This window comes from Acidovorax sp. 59, assembly GCF_002754175.1.
Taxonomy (GTDB): domain Bacteria; phylum Pseudomonadota; class Gammaproteobacteria; order Burkholderiales; family Burkholderiaceae_C; genus Acidovorax; species Acidovorax delafieldii.
Window position 1 is genome coordinate 2487890 of sequence record NZ_PEET01000001.1, and the last position, 12947, is coordinate 2500836.

Below are 12947 nucleotides of genomic sequence, written 5' to 3' on the forward strand. Positions count from 1 at the left end.
GCCGCTTCGATCTCACGAAGGCAGATGCCTTCCAAATTCGTCCGGCAGCGCCGGTTTCAACCCCTTGAGCACCTCGGCCAAGACCGGCGCGCCCCGCGACTCCCGCCACCACTGTGCCTCGTGCACGGGGGTAATGCCAGCCACCACGGCCACAGCAAGCAACAAAACGAGGCCGCGCAACACACCAAACACAGCGCCGAGGGTGCGGTCCGCCGGGCGCAGCCCTACGGCTTCCACCAGCTTCTTGGCCAGCCATGCCAGAAAACCACAGGCAAAAACCGAAGCCACAAACACCACGACAAAACCGGCTGCATACCGCAGCGACTCGCCCGACCCACCCATGGGCAACAAGGCCGCTGCGTCGGCCGCAAACCATTGCGCCACAAAAAAAGACGCCACCCAGCCCAGTACCGACAGCACTTCAAACACCAGTCCGCGCCACGCACCCATCAGCATGGAGGCCAGCAACACGGCCACAAACACCCAATCCAACGCAGCCATGGACAAGCGGCAGCCTGATCAATGTTTACAGGGTGAGCACCGACGCCGACAGGTCCAGCGCCTTGATACGCGCCGCCGCCTTGTCTGCCTCTGCCCGGTTGGTGAACGGACCCACACGCACCCGGGTGCGCTTTCCGTCCTTGGTGTCCACCACCTGCATATAGGTCTTGAGACCCGCCCGTTCCACCTTCGTGCGTGCTTCGCGGGCCTTTTCGGCATCTGCAAAGGCCCCCACCTGCACAATGAAGCGCGCCTCCTCGGCACCGGCGGCGGCTGGCGCCTCGGTGCTGCGGCCTTCCAACAGTGCGCGGGCACGTGCCGAATCGTCAGCACGTGCAGGCTTGGGTTCAGGGACGGGAGAAGCGGGCGGCTTGGCCTCGTGTTTCACCTCGGGCTTTGGGGAGGCAACCGCTGGGGCTGGCGCAGGTTTGGCCGCTGCAGTACGAGCGCTAGGCACCAGCTCTTCACCATCCGCCAAGCCATTGGCTGCGGCAGTGCGCGAGGGCGCAGGCCGCTGCGCAGCAGCCGTCGGGGCTGGCTCTGGGGTGGAGGGCGCAGCAGGCTTGGCGGCGGTAGTTTCGGCCACTGGCGCAGGCACCACCAGGGGAGCCACCTTGTTGCGGTCTGGGATCTCGATGGGAATGTCCACAGGGATAGGCCGTGGCTGGGTATCAAACAGCAACGGAAACCCGATGACCCCCACCAGTACCAGCACTGCGGCGCCAATCAAACGGTGCCGGGCGCGGCGGCGCATCACTTCGATGCTCTCAGCCTGTGGTGTGCGCGAGCGCTTGGACGGCTTTTCGGCCTGTTGCTGCTCACCCTGACCGGGCCACCGGAACTTGAAAAATGCCATGGACTAAGGACTCGTGAGGCGCTCAGGCGCCCATATGTTTGGCGTGCAAGCGGGGTGTTCCATTGATCAACACCCCACCCACCGTGTAGAACGAGCCAAAGACTACGATTCTATCAGCGGGGTCTGCGGCGGCCACCGCCGCCTGCAGGGCCTGCAGTGGGTCGGCATGCACGCTGGATGCAACGTCCCGGCGACCGCCCGCCACCATATGCACGGCATTCCACTTCTGCTGCAACACGGCGGCCGACTCTGCGCGCGGAGTGGGCAGATCGGTGAAATACCAACGGTCCACCAGAGGCCCGACCTTGGCCAGCATGGGCGCCAGGTCCTTGTCCGCCATGGCGCCAAACACCGCGTGGGTGACGGGGAAGAACCCCATCGCATCCAGGTTGGCCGTGAGCGCTGCCACGGAGTGCGGGTTGTGCGCCACATCCAGCACCAGGGTCGGTTGCCCCGGCACAATCTGAAAACGTCCCGGCAACTCCACCATGGCCATGCCGTTGCGCACAGCCTGGGCGGTCACCGGCAGCCGATCACGCAATGCCTCAAAAGCGGCGAGCACGCCCGAGGCGTTCACCAGCTGGTTGGCCCCCCGCAACGATGGGTAGGCCAGCCCGGCATAGCGCCGCCCCCGGCCAGCCCAGCTCCACTGCTGCTTGTCGCCCGAGAAATTGAAATCGCGCCCAAAACTCCACAAATCGGCGCCGATCTCCCGCGCGTGATCCACCACGCTCTGCGGGGCCATGGGATCGCTCACGATGGCTGGGCGCCCCGTGCGCATGATGCCCGCCTTTTCGCGGCCAATGCTCTCGCGGTCCGGGCCCAGAAATTCTGTGTGGTCGATATCGATGCTGGTGATGATGGCGCAGTCGGTGTCGATCACGTTCGTGGCATCCAGGCGCCCTCCGAGGCCGACTTCGAGAATTGCCACATCCAGCAACGCATGGCTCATCAAGCGCAGGATGGCCAGGGTGGTGAACTCAAAGTAGGTGAGAGACACCTCGTTGCCGTTCTGGGTTCTGGCGCTCTCCACCGCCTCGAAATGGGGTACCAGGTCCGCCGCCGACACGATTTCGCCATGCACACGGCAGCGCTCCTCAAAGTGCACCAAATGCGGTGAGGTGTACACGCCGGTGCGATAACCCGCCTGCAGCGCCACCGCTTCGAGCATGGCGCAGGTCGATCCTTTTCCGTTGGTACCCGCCACCGTGATCACCGGGCACTCGAACCGCAGCGCCATGCGGCGGGCGACTTCGGCGACCCGATCCAGGCCCATATCAATGTTGCGGGGGTGCAGCTGCTCGCAATGGCGCAGCCAGCCTTCCAGGGTGTGGGGTTTGGTTTGCATACAGCCGGGGATTGTCGCCGAGCCAGCATTCACCCCCGCGATTTCGAGGATGATGCGCGGCATGAATACCGCCATCACCGTCTACGGCATCCCCAACTGCGATACCGTCAAAAAATCCCGCGCCTGGTTTGCAGAACAAGGGCTGGAAGTCCAGTTTCATGACTTCAAAAAGCAAGGCGTTCCCACCGAGCTGCTCTCTGGCTGGCTGAAGGCCGTGGGCTGGCAGAAGCTGGTCAATCGTCAAGGGACCACCTGGCGCAAGCTGGACTCAGCCACACAGGCATCGGTGCAGGACGACGCGAGCGCCAGTGCGCTGATGCAGCAACAACCCAGTGTGATCAAGCGCCCCGTGGTGCAGTGGCAGGACGCCCAAGGCCTGCATGTGACCGTCGGATTTGTGCCGGAGCAGTGGCCTGCCGGGCCGAATGGCGCATCCTAGGGCTGACTTGGGACGGGGAACGCGGAAAATCGCACAAATCTTTACGCAGATTTACGGCGTCCGGGCCCCGAATTGACCTTGCGGGCCTAAACTTTTCTGCAGTCTGGTGCGTTATGTACCGACCCGAAAGGAGTTTCTCCATGAAAAAGATCGTCATTTTTTCTGCCCTGGCAGCCGTCGCCGTCGTGGCCAGCGCTCAGGAACAAGGCCGTGTGCTGTCTGCCACGCCCATCATTCAGCAGGTCGGCGTTCCGCAGCAGGTGTGTGGCAACGAGACCGTCTACAACGGCAACCGCACGACGGGCGCCGGCGCTGTGATTGGCGCGATTGCCGGGGGCGCGGTGGGCAACACCATCGGCAAGGGCAGCGGTCGCGCAGCAGCCACCGCCATCGGGGTGCTGGGTGGCGCCGTAGTAGGCAACCAGATCGAGGGCAACGGCCAGCCGCAGTACCAGAACGTGCAGCGTTGCTCCACCGAGACGTACTACGAAAACCGTACCGTAGGCTACAACGTGGTGTATGAGTACGCAGGTCGCCAGTACACCACCCGCACCCAGAACGACCCAGGCCGTTGGATCCCGGTGAACGTGCAGCCCGCTGGCCAGACCTATTCCACACAACCCGACCCGTATGCGGCCCAGGGTGTTTACAGCCAACCGGGTGTGGTGACCTCCACCTACCCCGTGCAGCCGGTGTATCAGGCGCCCCCCACCTATGTGACGCCCCCGGTGACGGTGATTGAATACGGCTACGACAGCGGCCGCCCCTACTACCCGCACCACCGCAACCCTTACTGGCGTTGAAGGCTGGCAGCGTGGCCGCACAAGCCAGTGAACAAAGAGCCCTTTGGGGCTCTTTTTCTTGGTGCAAGCGGCGGCGGGCATGGGTTTCATTGGTCCGCACAGCCCAATGCGTCAGCACCCTGCCCTAAAATCGCGGGTTTCCTCCATTCCTACCCGCGCATCCATGACCACCGAAAAAATCGACGGCGTGTCCGTCACCACCCAGGCCAATGTGTACTTTGACGGCAAGTGCGTGAGCCACGGCATCACCTTCCCGGACGGCACGAAGAAGTCGGTGGGCGTGGTGCTGCCCGCAACGCTCACGTTCAACACCGGTGCCCCTGAAATCATGGAATGCGTGGCGGGCTCGTGCGAATACAAGCTGGCTGGTACAGACGCATGGGTGAAATCGTCCGCAGGCGAGAAGTTCAGCGTGCCCGGCAATTCCAAGTTCGACATCCGCGTGACCGAGGCCTACCACTACATCTGCCATTTCGGCTGAGATGTTCGGGCTGAAATTTGATTGATTTTGGCCTCTGGCGCTAGTCCACAATGCGCTGGCAGCTATCATTTTTGAAGAAGATTCCATGGCAACCATCCTCCAGAACCTCCCCCTCGGCCAAAAGGTCGGCATCGCCTTCTCCGGCGGCCTGGACACCAGCGCCGCACTGCACTGGATGAAGCTCAAGGGCGCCGTGCCCTACGCCTACACCGCCAACCTGGGCCAGCCCGACGAGCCCGACTACGACGCCATCCCGCGCAAGGCCATGGAATACGGCGCCGAGAAGGCCCGCCTGGTGGACTGCCGCACGCAACTGGCCCACGAAGGCATTGCTGCGCTACAGGCTGGCGCCTTCCACATCAGCACCGGCGGCCTCACCTACTTCAACACCACCCCCCTGGGCCGCGCCGTGACCGGCACCATGCTGGTGGCCGCGATGAAGGAAGACGACGTCAACATCTGGGGCGACGGATCGACCTTCAAGGGCAACGACATCGAGCGCTTCTACCGCTACGGCCTGCTGACCAACCCCTCGCTCAAGATCTACAAGCCGTGGCTGGACCAACTGTTCATCGACGAACTGGGCGGCCGCGCCGAAATGTCGGCGTTCATGACGCAGGCCGGCTTTGGCTACAAGATGAGCGCCGAGAAGGCCTACAGCACCGACAGCAACATGCTGGGCGCCACACACGAGGCCAAGGATCTGGAGTTCCTGTCCAGCGGCATCCGCATCGTCAACCCCATCATGGGCGTGGCGTTCTGGAAGCCCGAGGTCGAAGTGAAGGCCGAGGAAGTGTCCGTGACCTTCAACGAAGGCCAGCCCGTGGCGCTGAACGGCAAGGAGTTCAACGACCCCGTCGAGCTGATCCTTGAAGCCAACCGCATCGGTGGCCGCCACGGCCTGGGCATGAGCGACCAGATCGAAAACCGCATCATCGAAGCCAAGAGCCGCGGCATCTACGAAGCCCCCGGCCTCGCGCTGCTGCACATCGCCTACGAGCGCCTGGTGACTGGCATCCACAACGAAGACACCATCGAGCAGTACCGCATGAATGGCCTGAAGCTGGGCCGCCTGCTGTACCAGGGCCGCTGGTTCGACCCCCAGGCCATCATGCTGCGCGAAACCGCCCAGCGCTGGGTGGCCCGCGCCGTGACCGGCACCGTGACGCTGGAACTGCGCCGTGGCAACGACTATTCGCTGCTGAACACCGAGTCGCCCAACCTGACCTACGCACCCGAGCGGCTGTCGATGGAAAAGGTGGAAGACGCGCCTTTCAGCCCGCTGGACCGCATTGGCCAGCTGACCATGCGCAACCTGGACATCTCGGACACGCGCGGCAAGCTGGGCGTGTACTCGCGCGCGGGCCTGCTGTCGCTGGGAGGCAATGCAGCCCTGGCCCAGCTGGACAACGACCGCAAGTAAGGCAGTACTCGCCCCATGCGCCCCAAGCCTCTCGGGTTGCCACAGGGAGCAGCTTGGCGGCTCATATGGAGCAAAAATGGCTGGTAGCGGTAGTGCAATTTACCTCTCCAGCTATCAATAGATGAGTAAAAGCCACCCTTGGGGTGGCTTTTTCATTGGGGTCTCGTACCAGGCGCGACACCGGCCCTTTCGAGGCGCAGGGGTCGCCTCAGACTTCGCGCTACACCACCACCGGCTCGGGCTCCAGCCGGATGCCAAAGCGCTCGTACACACTCGTCTGGATGGCCTTGGCCAGGGTCATGACCTCGCCCCCTGTCACGCTGTCAGCGCCCTGCCCCCGGTTGACCAGCACGAGGGCCTGCTTCTCGTACACCCCGGCCTTGCCGATGGATTTGCCTTTCCAGCCGCAGGCATCGATCAGCCAGCCCGCCGCCAGCTTGATGCTGCCGTCGGGCATGGGGTAGTGCACGATCTTGGGCTCGCGGGCGATGATGTCGGCGCACTGGTCGGGCGACACGGTGGGGTTCTTGAAGAAGCTGCCCGCGTTGCCCATCACGGCAGGGTCGGGTAGTTTCGCGCGGCGAATGTCGCAGACCCAGTCAAAAATTTGCTGGGCACTGGGGTGTTCCACCCCCGCCTCGGCGCGGCGGCGCTCCAGGTCCAGGTAGCCCAGTACCGGCTTCCAGGGCTTGGGCAGTCGAAAGCGCACATGGGTGATCACCGCCCTGCCTGCCAGACCCATGCCGCGCGGCAGCCCGCTGCCATCCTGCGCTTCGGAAGGTGCATGCTTGAAAACGGAATCACGGTAGCCAAAACCGCATTGCGCAGCATCCAGGCTGAACGACTGGCCCGTAGCCAGATCGATGGCGTCGAGAGACTCAAAACGGTCCTGCAGCTCCACGCCATACGCGCCAATGTTCTGGACGGGCGATGCCCCCACCGTGCCCGGGATCAGGGCCAGGTTCTCCAACCCGGGATAGCCGTGCGCCAGCGTCCAGGCCACGGCGTCGTGCCAGACTTCGCCAGCACCCGCCTCCACGATCCAGGCCTTGGGCGTTTCATCCACCAGGCGCAGGCCCTTGATTTCCATCTTGAGCACGACGGACTTCACGTCACCGGTCAGGATGATGTTGCTGCCGCCGCCCAGCACAAATTTCGGTGTGGGCGCGAGCTGGGGGTCTGCCAGCACAGCCCGCAGGTCGTCCACCGAATGCACTCGCACCAGGGTTTGGGCGCGTGCGGCAATGCCGAAGGTGTTGCAGGGCTGTAAAGGGGCGTTTTTCTCGACTACCATTGGCCCGATTGTCGCACCCGGCCTTTTGGCTCCCTGCGATCCGCCCCCATATCTGCACCTGTTTTCCCCGAGATAGAGACCCACCATGCCATCTTTTGACACCGTCTGCGAAGCCAATCTGGTTGAAGTGAAAAACGCCGTCGAGAACACCGCCAAGGAAATCGCCACCCGGTTCGACTTCAAGGGCACCTCTGCCAGCATCGAGATCAAGGACAAGGACATCACGCTGATCGGCGATGCTGATTTCCAGCTCACCCAGATTGAAGATGTTCTGCGCAACAAGCTCACCAAACGCAGCGTGGATGTGCGTTTTCTGGACATGGGCGATGTGCAGAAAATGGGTGGCGACAAGGTCAAGCAGGTCATCAAAGTGCGCAACGGCATCGAGAGCGAGCTGGCCAAGAAGATCCAGAAGCTGCTCAAGGAAAGCAAGCTCAAGGTGCAAGGCGCTATTCAGGAAGACAAGGTGCGCGTGACTGGCGCCAAGCGCGACGACCTGCAGGCCGCCATGGCCCTGATCCGCAAGGATGTGACGGACGTGCCGCTGTCGTTCGACAACTTCCGCGACTGATATGAAGCCACATCCCCCTGAGGTCCTGCGGGCCTTCCCCCCGCTCCCACAGGGGCTGCGCCGGTATCAGCGCCTCCTCGCCCTGTGCATCGGGTTAATGCTGGGCCCCACCTGGGCGCATGCGCAGGCTGTGGCGCTGGCGGGTGTACTGGGCAGCAAGGCGCTGATCGTGGTGAATGCCAACCCGCCCAAGGCGGTGGGCGCGGGGGATGAGTTCCAGGGGGTGAAAGTCATCGCCGTCGCCAAGGACGAAGCCACCGTGGAGATCCAGGGCGCACGGCGCACACTGCGACTGGGCGAGGCGCCCGTGAGTGTGGGCGGACGCAGTGGCAGCGGCAAACGCATTTTGCTGGTGGCAGATGGCAGAGGCCATTTTGTGAACAGCGGCACCATCAACGGGCAGGTGATGCAGTACATGGTAGACACCGGGGCCTCCACCGTCGCCATCGGGCGGCCGGATGCAGAGCGTATGGGCCTCAACTACCAAAGCGGCCAGCCGGTGCGCGTGAACACGGCCAATGGCATCGCCCAGGGCTGGCGCATGAAGCTCGACTCCATCCGCATCGGTGACGTCGAGGTCTTTGGGGTAGAGGCCATCATCACCTCGCAGCCCATGCCCTATGTGCTGCTGGGCAACAGCTTCCTGAACGAGTTCCAGATGACCCGCACCAACGACCAGATGGTGCTCGAAAAGCGCCACTGACGCCTGTACACCCGCAATGTCCGCACACCCCTCCTCCACCCACGCGCACTCCGAAGGGGAGTACGAAGACCTGCTCAGCCTCTGGTCCGACCTGGAGTCGGCCCTGTCGGTGCTGCTGAGCCGGCCGCTGCAAGTGCAGGACTTTCCAGGCAAGGTACGGCAGTTTGATGCCTGGCTGCAGGACCTGGTGGCGCACGACATCGACGCGGCGCTGTACCTGATGTTCCAGCATGCATCCACATCCACCGTGGGCTACAGCGCATCGCACGCGCTGGTGTGCGGCACGCTGTGCCACATCATGGCGCTGGAGCTCAAGCTGCCGCAGCGTGAGCGCGACAGCCTGGTGCGAGCGGCACTCACCATGAACATCGGCATGACGACCCTGCAGGACGAACTGGCCGTGCAGCGCGAGCGCCCCACGGCGGAGCAGCAGGAGGCCATCAAGAGCCACCCCGAAGACAGCATGCTGCTGCTGGAACGCCTGTTCATCAACGATCCGCTATGGCTGGACGTGGTGGGGCAACACCATGCCAGCATTGCCGAACGCGTGCCTTTGGCCAACCAGGAGCCGATAGACCGGCTCACCCGCATCCTCGGCACCATTGACCGGTATGCCGCCATGATCAGCCCGCGCAAATCCCGCGCCGGGCGCAGTGCCACCGACTCGGTGCGTGCCATTGTGGGACAAGAGGTGGACCAGCGCGACGAGGTCAGCTACACCCTGGTGCGCTCCATCGGCCTGTGCCCCCCAGGTACGTTTGTGAAACTGGACAACGGGGAAACCGCCATCGTGCTGCGCCGCAGCGACAAGGCCAATCACCCGCTGGTGGCCAGCCTGCTGGACAGCACCGGCAACCACCGCAGCCAGCCCAGCCTGTACCAGACCGCGAGCGGCAAGCCCCGCATCCAGTCTGCCCTGGCCCGATCCGCAGTGAGCCTTGAACTCAACCACCGCACCATGGTGCGGCTGGGGCTGTACGCCGCGCAGCACAGCGCGGGGCTGCGCGGGCTGGTGACGGCGCCCGGCGCGCTCTGACACAGGGCACGCGCCCAACCGGGCGCGTGGGTATATCAGTGTTTCGCCTTGACTTTTGCTGAGGGCTTCGCCTTGGCGCTCTCTTCACCCTCGGCAGGTTTCGCCTTCTTGCTGCCCAGGCGTGATTCCGTACCGGCAATCAGGCGCTGGATGTTCTCGCGGTGCCGCCAGGCCAGCAGCAGCGCCATCACCACGATCGAGGCGGCAATCGTGCCTTCGGCATACCAGACCACGCCATCCACCAGCAGGTAGTACACCGGAGCAAACGCGGCGGCCACCAGCGAGGCGAGCGACGAGTAGCGGAAGAAGAACGCAATGATGAGCCAGGTGGCCGCCGTGGCCAGACCCAGCCAACCGCTGATGCCCACCAGCACGCCCAGTGCCGTCGCCACGCCCTTGCCGCCTTCAAACCGGAAAAACACTGGCCACAGGTGCCCCAGGAAAGCGGCCAACCCCACCAGCGCCACGGTGCCGTCTTCGAGCCCGTAGGGGTGGCCAAACCACATCACCAGCGCCACGGGCAGCCAGCCCTTCATCGCATCGAGCAGCAGGGTCACGATGGCCGCCGCCTTGCTGCCCGAGCGCAGCACATTGGTGGCGCCGGGGTTCTTGCTGCCATAGGTGCGTGGATCGCTCAGGCCCATGACACGCGTCACGATGACGGCAAACGACAGCGAGCCCAGCAGGTAGGCGGCCACGGTGGCAAGAACGGGATAGACGGCGGTCAAAGCAACTCCTTGGAAATCAAATGGTCAGCCTTCTGACGGGCTGTATCGCGCGGCGGCCTATTCTGCCAGCGCGCACTGCACCGGTTTGGCGCCCAGCAACTGCACACACACCTGCGGGTCCAGCTGCACCAGAAAGCCCCGGCGCCCGCCGTTGATGGCAATGCGGGGCAACGCGAGGATGGTTTCTTCGATGTAAACCGGCATGGTGCGCCGCGTGCCAAACGGAGACGTCCCCCCCACCAGGTAGCCACTGTGCCGGTTGGCGACCTCGGGGGCACAGGGCTCGACCGACTTGGCGCCGATCTGGCGTGCGAGGTTCTTGGTGGAGACCTTGCGGTTGCCATGCATCAGCACCAGGAGCGGCTTGGCGTCCTGGTCCTGCATGACGAGGGTCTTGACCACGGTGAACGGGTCCAGACCCAGCACCTCGGCGCTGTGCATCGCGCCGCCGTGCTCCAGGTACTCATACGGGTGTTCGGTGAACGCCACCTTGTTCGCCTTGAGCAGCTGGGTGGCTTGGGTCTCGGAAACGTGTTCTTTCTTGGCCATGGTGTGGTGCGGATAGGGCACCGATGGTATCCGTATCCAAATGTGAGCGTGCTGGAATCTGCGGCAATGTGTCAGAACACCGAGGCAGGCGCTGGGGTAGCCTTGCGGCGCCGCCCGACCTTGCGCTTGCCGTATTCCTCGATGGCGATCACCAGCGCTTGCGTAAACTGCTGCACCAGGGCGGACTGGCTACGGCCCTCGGCTGCCAGCACCTGCAGGCGCCGTTGCTGCAGCTGGGTTTCGTCAAATGGCCGGGCAGCCAGCAGGCCCGCCTCCACCCAGCGCGCCGCCGTGAGGTAGCTGGCCAGCACCACGTCCTGCCCGCTCAGCAGCGGCAACAAGGCTGACGAAAAATTGCTCTCCACAGCAGGCACATAGCGCAGGCCCTGCACCGCACAGCTCAGGTCAAACAGCTGCCGCCCCGTGGTGTTGGCGGCCCCCAGCAGCAGTGGGTAGCGCACCACGTCAGCCACGCTCACACTGCGCTGGCGCGCCAGCGGGTGCTGTGCGGGCATGACGGCATAAATGGGTGCGATGGCCGAGTGCAGCACCTGCAGGCCCTTCTCGGGCGCCGTGCTGTACTTCAGCGCCAGATCGGCCTCGCCGCGCAGCACCAGGGCCGACACCTCCTGCGGCACGGCCACCTGCAACTGCAGCTGCACCTGCGGGTACGCCTGCCGAAACCCGCCCATGACCAGCGGCATGAAGGCTGCCGCAAACCCTTCGGTGCAGGCCAGCCGCACCCGCAGGGCACTTTGGGCCGACAGATCCTGCAATTGCTCGACCAGCTCCAGCGCCTGCGCATCGTGTGCACTGGCGTGGGCCAGCAGGCGGGTGCCCGCCTCGGTCAAGTTCATGCCGCGCGCCTGTCGCTCGAACAGCACCACACCCAGGCTGTCTTCCAGCTTGCCCAGCTGCCGGCTCACGGCCGAAGCGGCCACGTGCAGGCGCTGCGCGGCCTGGTTGACGGAGCCGGTGCGCGCCACCTCCAGAAAGTAGCGCAAGGGCAGGCTGAGCAGTGAAATGGCCATGGCTGTTTAAATCACAAAAAGGCAACGGTCAGTTGCCAAATCTCTATTCAAAGCAATGGTAAACCAGCATCCATCTTGCATGGCTTGAGGCTCCAATTCACCCATGCCCTTGCGCGGGCGTCACGTGGTCATTGCTCCCACGCCGCCCGCTGTCGGGGCCCTATCACCGGAGTCCGCATGAAACGCCTTGTTCGAGCCTCTTTCCTGTCTGCCACCCTGGCAGTTCTTGTCGGCCATGCCAGCCTGGCCTGCGCCCAGGCAGCAGCCCCTGCCGACGCCTGGCCCCAGCGCCCCGTGCGCATGGTGGTGCCCTTCCCGCCCGGTGGCGGCACCGACGTGGTGGCACGCGCGCTCGCACAGAAGCTGGCCAGCCGCCTGGGCACGCCGGTGGTGATCGACAACAAGCCGGGTGCCTCCACCATCATCGGCACCGAAGCCGTGGTGCGTGCCGACCCCGACGGCTACACGCTGCTGGTTTCGGGCTCCACCAGCTACACGGTCAACCCTGCCTTGCGCAGCAAGCTGCCCTACGACCCTGCCAAGGACCTCGTGCCCGTGGCCACCGTGGCCCGGGCCCCCCTGGTGCTGGTCGTCAGCGTCAGCGCGCCGTACAAGGACCTGAACGCACTGATCGCCGCAGCCAAGGCAAAGCCCAAGAGCATCCACTACGCCACCTTCGGCTCCGGCTCTGGCCCGCACCTGGCGGGCGCGCTGCTGGAGCAGGCCGCGGGCATCCAGCTGCAGGACGTGCCCTACCGCGGCAGCAGCCAGTCGCTGATCGCCCTCATGGGCGGCGAAATCCAGTTGGGCATCGACACCGTGGCCGCTGCGGCGCCGCAAGTGAAGGCCGGCAAGCTGCGCGCCCTGGCCATTGCGGGCAAGTCGCGCTCCAGCATGCTGCCGGGGGTGCCCACCGTGGAGGAACTCAAACTGCCGGACGCCGTGTTCGACGCCTGGTATGCCATCGCCGCCCCCGCCAAGACGCCACAGTCTGTCATCCGAAAGCTGGTGACCGAGGTGGAAGCAGTCACCCGCGACAGTGGTCTGCAGGAACAGATGCGCACCCAGGGCATGGAACCCGTGCACCTGGGCCCCGTGGCCACGCGCGCCATGATCGATGACGAGATCGGCCGCTACCGCGCGCTGGCCCATCGCGCCAAGATCGTGGTGGACTGACGAACACC

General features: G+C 64.5%; 15 protein-coding genes. 8 read left to right on the top strand and 7 right to left on the bottom strand.

All coding sequences use genetic code 11. From position 1 onward, the window contains the following. Positions 1–12 precede the first annotated feature (12 nt). From CLU87_RS11185 to folC, 3 genes are read right to left on the bottom strand one after another with little or no spacing between them, the layout of a single operon-like run. Positions 13–501, bottom strand: a complete 489-nt coding sequence (locus CLU87_RS11185; RefSeq protein WP_056746393.1) for a CvpA family protein — start codon at positions 499–501, stop codon at positions 13–15. Positions 502–526: 25 nt separating this feature from the next. Further along, the gene (locus CLU87_RS11190; RefSeq protein WP_099730493.1) at positions 527–1357 is read right to left on the bottom strand and encodes an SPOR domain-containing protein; all 831 of its coding nucleotides are present in this window, start codon (positions 1355–1357) and stop codon (positions 527–529) included. 22 nt (positions 1358–1379) lie between these two features. Next, positions 1380–2705 (bottom strand): bifunctional tetrahydrofolate synthase/dihydrofolate synthase, encoded by a 1326-nt coding sequence (gene folC, locus CLU87_RS11195; protein WP_099730494.1) that lies wholly within the window; start codon positions 2703–2705, stop codon positions 1380–1382. Between the two features lie 61 nt (positions 2706–2766). Here folC and CLU87_RS11200 point away from each other — a divergent pair, with 61 nt between their 5' ends. The 4 genes from CLU87_RS11200 to argG all read left to right on the top strand — a co-directional run bounded on the left by CLU87_RS11200 (position 2767) and on the right by argG (position 5851). Next, positions 2767–3144 carry an ArsC family reductase gene (locus tag CLU87_RS11200; protein WP_099732137.1) on the top strand — a complete coding sequence of 126 codons (378 nt, stop codon included), beginning with the start codon at positions 2767–2769 and terminating at the stop codon, positions 3142–3144. Between the two features lie 140 nt (positions 3145–3284). Beyond that, a complete protein-coding gene (locus CLU87_RS11205; RefSeq protein WP_056063736.1) occupies positions 3285–3947 on the top strand; it encodes a glycine zipper 2TM domain-containing protein in 663 nt (220 codons plus the stop codon). Positions 3948–4110: 163 nt separating this feature from the next. Beyond that, positions 4111–4428: a pyrimidine/purine nucleoside phosphorylase gene (locus CLU87_RS11210; protein ID WP_015014470.1), complete on the top strand. Its 318-nt coding sequence runs from the start codon at positions 4111–4113 to the stop codon at positions 4426–4428. Between the two features lie 85 nt (positions 4429–4513). Further along, positions 4514–5851, top strand: a complete 1338-nt coding sequence (gene argG / locus CLU87_RS11215) for an argininosuccinate synthase (RefSeq protein ID WP_056063739.1) — start codon at positions 4514–4516, stop codon at positions 5849–5851. Positions 5852–6071: 220 nt separating this feature from the next. On the opposite strand, the gene murB is transcribed toward argG, so the two are convergent. Beyond that, on the bottom strand, positions 6072–7145 hold the full coding sequence (gene murB, locus CLU87_RS11220) for a UDP-N-acetylmuramate dehydrogenase (RefSeq protein WP_099730495.1): 1074 nt from the start codon (positions 7143–7145) through the stop codon (positions 6072–6074). A gap of 85 nt (positions 7146–7230) precedes the next feature. Between murB and CLU87_RS11225 the strand changes: the two genes are divergently transcribed. The 3 genes from CLU87_RS11225 (at position 7231) to CLU87_RS11235 (ending at position 9455) form a co-directional block, all read left to right on the top strand. Continuing rightward, positions 7231–7716, top strand: coding sequence for a YajQ family cyclic di-GMP-binding protein (locus CLU87_RS11225; protein ID WP_056063745.1), 486 nt, complete (start codon positions 7231–7233; stop codon positions 7714–7716). A gap of 97 nt (positions 7717–7813) precedes the next feature. Beyond that, entirely contained in the window at positions 7814–8419 is a 606-nt protein-coding gene (locus tag CLU87_RS11230; RefSeq protein ID WP_099730496.1) for a TIGR02281 family clan AA aspartic protease, read from the top strand. 16 nt (positions 8420–8435) lie between these two features. Beyond that, positions 8436–9455: an HD-GYP domain-containing protein gene (locus tag CLU87_RS11235; protein ID WP_056063748.1), complete on the top strand. Its 1020-nt coding sequence runs from the start codon at positions 8436–8438 to the stop codon at positions 9453–9455. 35 nt (positions 9456–9490) lie between these two features. On the opposite strand, the gene plsY is transcribed toward CLU87_RS11235, so the two are convergent. The 3 genes from plsY to CLU87_RS11250 form a co-directional block, all read right to left on the bottom strand. Then, positions 9491–10183 (bottom strand): glycerol-3-phosphate 1-O-acyltransferase PlsY, encoded by a 693-nt coding sequence (gene plsY, locus CLU87_RS11240; RefSeq protein WP_099730497.1) that lies wholly within the window; start codon positions 10181–10183, stop codon positions 9491–9493. A 57-nt stretch (positions 10184–10240) separates the two neighbouring features. After that, positions 10241–10732, bottom strand: coding sequence for an aminoacyl-tRNA deacylase (locus CLU87_RS11245; protein ID WP_056063754.1), 492 nt, complete (start codon positions 10730–10732; stop codon positions 10241–10243). Between the two features lie 71 nt (positions 10733–10803). Further along, complete coding sequence (locus tag CLU87_RS11250) at positions 10804–11763, bottom strand: LysR family transcriptional regulator (RefSeq protein ID WP_099730498.1); 960 nt, start codon at positions 11761–11763, stop codon at positions 10804–10806. Positions 11764–11940: 177 nt separating this feature from the next. Here CLU87_RS11250 and CLU87_RS11255 point away from each other — a divergent pair, with 177 nt between their 5' ends. Beyond that, a complete protein-coding gene (locus tag CLU87_RS11255) occupies positions 11941–12939 on the top strand; it encodes a tripartite tricarboxylate transporter substrate binding protein (RefSeq protein ID WP_099730499.1) in 999 nt (332 codons plus the stop codon). Positions 12940–12947: the final 8 nt, after the last annotated feature.

Excerpts from the sequence above, each read along its gene's own strand:
- murB (WP_099730495.1), bottom strand. The coding sequence starts at position 7,145 with ATGGTAGTCGAGAAAAACGCCCCTTTACAGCCCTGCAACACCTTCGGC.
- CLU87_RS11245 (WP_056063754.1), bottom strand. The coding sequence starts at position 10,732 with ATGGCCAAGAAAGAACACGTTTCCGAGACCCAAGCCACCCAGCTGCTC.
- CLU87_RS11255 (WP_099730499.1), top strand. The coding sequence starts at position 11,941 with ATGAAACGCCTTGTTCGAGCCTCTTTCCTGTCTGCCACCCTGGCAGTT.
- CLU87_RS11200 (WP_099732137.1), top strand. The coding sequence starts at position 2,767 with ATGAATACCGCCATCACCGTCTACGGCATCCCCAACTGCGATACCGTC.
- CLU87_RS11225 (WP_056063745.1), top strand. The coding sequence starts at position 7,231 with ATGCCATCTTTTGACACCGTCTGCGAAGCCAATCTGGTTGAAGTGAAA.
- CLU87_RS11235 (WP_056063748.1), top strand. The coding sequence starts at position 8,436 with ATGTCCGCACACCCCTCCTCCACCCACGCGCACTCCGAAGGGGAGTAC.
- CLU87_RS11205 (WP_056063736.1), top strand. The coding sequence starts at position 3,285 with ATGAAAAAGATCGTCATTTTTTCTGCCCTGGCAGCCGTCGCCGTCGTG.
- CLU87_RS11230 (WP_099730496.1), top strand. The coding sequence starts at position 7,814 with ATGCTGGGCCCCACCTGGGCGCATGCGCAGGCTGTGGCGCTGGCGGGT.
- folC (WP_099730494.1), bottom strand. The coding sequence starts at position 2,705 with ATGCAAACCAAACCCCACACCCTGGAAGGCTGGCTGCGCCATTGCGAG.
- CLU87_RS11210 (WP_015014470.1), top strand. The coding sequence starts at position 4,111 with ATGACCACCGAAAAAATCGACGGCGTGTCCGTCACCACCCAGGCCAAT.
- CLU87_RS11185 (WP_056746393.1), bottom strand. The coding sequence starts at position 501 with ATGGCTGCGTTGGATTGGGTGTTTGTGGCCGTGTTGCTGGCCTCCATG.
- CLU87_RS11250 (WP_099730498.1), bottom strand. The coding sequence starts at position 11,763 with ATGGCCATTTCACTGCTCAGCCTGCCCTTGCGCTACTTTCTGGAGGTG.
- CLU87_RS11190 (WP_099730493.1), bottom strand. The coding sequence starts at position 1,357 with ATGGCATTTTTCAAGTTCCGGTGGCCCGGTCAGGGTGAGCAGCAACAG.
- argG (WP_056063739.1), top strand. The coding sequence starts at position 4,514 with ATGGCAACCATCCTCCAGAACCTCCCCCTCGGCCAAAAGGTCGGCATC.